The organism is Leuconostoc miyukkimchii (assembly GCF_019656055.1).
Classification (GTDB): Bacteria; Bacillota; Bacilli; order Lactobacillales; family Lactobacillaceae; genus Leuconostoc; species Leuconostoc miyukkimchii.
The window spans coordinates 2,501-5,383 of the sequence record NZ_BPKY01000011.1 but is presented as its reverse complement, the minus strand read 5'-3'; the positions used below and the strand labels follow the sequence as shown (position 1 = coordinate 5,383).

The 2,883-nt window shown below is 47.7% G+C and carries 1 tRNA gene and 2 rRNA genes (1 of these 3 running past the window's edge); all 3 read left to right on the top strand.

From position 1 onward, the window contains the following. Positions 1-291: 291 nt before the first annotated feature. Positions 292-1,841 (top strand): 16S ribosomal RNA (locus tag K5Q13_RS09500). Between the two features lie 114 nt (positions 1,842-1,955). Then, positions 1,956-2,028: transfer RNA gene (locus tag K5Q13_RS09495), tRNA-Ala, on the top strand. A 189-nt stretch (positions 2,029-2,217) separates the two neighbouring features. Then, positions 2,218-2,883 (top strand): 23S ribosomal RNA (locus K5Q13_RS09490); it runs 2,249 nt beyond the window's last position. Together the 16S and 23S rRNA genes with 1 tRNA gene alongside form the textbook arrangement of a ribosomal RNA operon.

Below are 2,883 nucleotides of genomic sequence, written 5' to 3'. Positions count from 1 at the left end.
TACGAAGGACGCGAGAGAGAAAGCGGTTAGCTAAAAATAAGTAGTTGACAAGCGAAACTGAGCGTGGTAAGATAATATAGTTGTCTCAGAGAGATAACGAGTAGCACATTGAAAACTGAACAAAACTTTGAACAAACGAATCTGTTGCTAGTGATGCGAGAGCATTGCTAAAGAAACAAATTTGCGAAGTCAATTCGTAACAAACAATAAACGGATAGTCGTTATAGAGAATATAGCAATTAGTCAGTTTAATCGAAGAGTACATCTTCAAGCGATGAATTTAAATTCATTTAAATTGAGAGTTTGATCCTGGCTCAGGATGAACGCTGGCGGCGTGCCTAATACATGCAAGTCGAACGCACAGCGAAAGGTGCTTGCACCTTTCAAGTGAGTGGCGAACGGGTGAGTAACACGTGGATAACCTGCCTCAAGGCTGGGGATAACATTTGGAAACAGATGCTAATACCGAATAAAACTTCATCTTGCATGAGAAGAAGTTAAAAGGCGCTACGGCGTCACCTAGAGATGGATCCGCGGTGCATTAGTTAGTTGGTGGGGTAAAGGCTTACCAAGACGATGATGCATAGCCGAGTTGAGAGACTGATCGGCCACATTGGGACTGAGACACGGCCCAAACTCCTACGGGAGGCTGCAGTAGGGAATCTTCCACAATGGGCGAAAGCCTGATGGAGCAACGCCGCGTGTGTGATGAAGGCTTTCGGGTCGTAAAGCACTGTTGTATGGGAAGAACAGCTAGAATAGGGAATGATTTTAGTTTGACGGTACCATACCAGAAAGGGACGGCTAAATACGTGCCAGCAGCCGCGGTAATACGTATGTCCCGAGCGTTATCCGGATTTATTGGGCGTAAAGCGAGCGCAGACGGTTGATTAAGTCTGATGTGAAAGCCCGGAGCTCAACTCCGGAAAGGCATTGGAAACTGGTCAACTTGAGTGCAGTAGAGGTAAGTGGAACTCCATGTGTAGCGGTGGAATGCGTAGATATATGGAAGAACACCAGCGGCGAAGGCGGCTTACTGGACTGTAACTGACGTTGAGGCTCGAAAGTGTGGGTAGCAAACAGGATTAGATACCCTGGTAGTCCACACCGTAAACGATGAACACTAGGTGTTAGGAGGTTTCCGCCTCTTAGTGCCGAAGCTAACGCATTAAGTGTTCCGCCTGGGGAGTACGACCGCAAGGTTGAAACTCAAAGGAATTGACGGGGACCCGCACAAGCGGTGGAGCATGTGGTTTAATTCGAAGCAACGCGAAGAACCTTACCAGGTCTTGACATCCTTTGAAGCTTTTAGAGATAGAAGTGTTCTCTTCGGAGACAAAGTGACAGGTGGTGCATGGTCGTCGTCAGCTCGTGTCGTGAGATGTTGGGTTAAGTCCCGCAACGAGCGCAACCCTTATTGTTAGTTGCCAGCATTCAGATGGGCACTCTAGCGAGACTGCCGGTGACAAACCGGAGGAAGGCGGGGACGACGTCAGATCATCATGCCCCTTATGACCTGGGCTACACACGTGCTACAATGGCGTATACAACGAGTTGCCAACCTGCGAAGGTGAGCTAATCTCTTAAAGTACGTCTCAGTTCGGACTGCAGTCTGCAACTCGACTGCACGAAGTCGGAATCGCTAGTAATCGCGGATCAGCACGCCGCGGTGAATACGTTCCCGGGTCTTGTACACACCGCCCGTCACACCATGGGAGTTTGTAATGCCCAAAGCCGGTGGCCTAACCGTAAGGAGGGAACCGTCTAAGGCAGGACAGATGACTGGGGTGAAGTCGTAACAAGGTAGCCGTAGGAGAACCTGCGGCTGGATCACCTCCTTTCTAAGGATAAACGGAAAGTAACAGTGCATTAGATTGCAAGTTTGAGACGTTCAAAGTTTTGTTTAGTTTTGAGTGTGATACTGTCATAGGTATCATGGTCAAAGATGAACCTATGGGGAATTAGCTCAGCTGGGAGAGCACCTGCTTTGCAAGCAGGGGGTCAGCGGTTCGATCCCGCTATTCTCCATAGGCAACCGAAAGGTTGTCGAGGTTGTACATTGAAAACTGAATAGTAACAAATTCTTTTAAAATAATTGAAAAATTAATTAAATTGAACCGAGAAACAACACAAAAAAAGTTCTTTAAAAAGAACGGTTTAATCGCAGGTCTGAAAAATGACCAACTCATAAACTTAAAGCACAACTACGGTTGTGACGGTTAAGTTAATAAGGGCGCGTGGTGGATGCCTTGGCACTAGGAGCCGATGAAGGACGTGACTAACTACGATAAGCTTTGGTGAGCGGTAAGTACGCTATGACCCAGAGATTTCCGAATGGGGAAACCCAACTCGAAAAGAGTTGTCAATATTTGAATACATAGGATATTGACGGAATACGCTGTGAACTGAAACATCTCATTAGCAGCAGGAGCAGAAAGAAAAATCGATTCCCTAAGTAGCGGCGAGCGAAATGGGAAGAGCCCAAACCAGAGTGCTTGCATTCTGGGGTTGTAGGACTGAAATATAGGAGTTACAAAAGTGTTTTATAGCAGAACAAGCTGGGAAGCTTGGCTAAAGAGGGTGATAGCCCCGTACGCGAAATAAAGCACACTCCTTTCAGGATCCTGAGTACGGCCGGACACGTGAAATCCGGTCGGAATCTGCGGGGACCATCCCGTAAGGCTAAATACTCCCTAGTGACCGATAGTGAACCAGTACCGTGAGGGAAAGGTGAAAAGCACCCCGGAAGGGGAGTGAAATAGTTCCTGAAACCACGACGCCTACAAGAAGTCAGAGCCCGTTAATGGGTGATGGCGTGCCTTTTGTAGAATGAACCGGCGAGTTACGATATCGTGCGAGGTTAAGGTGGAAAGACCGGAGCCG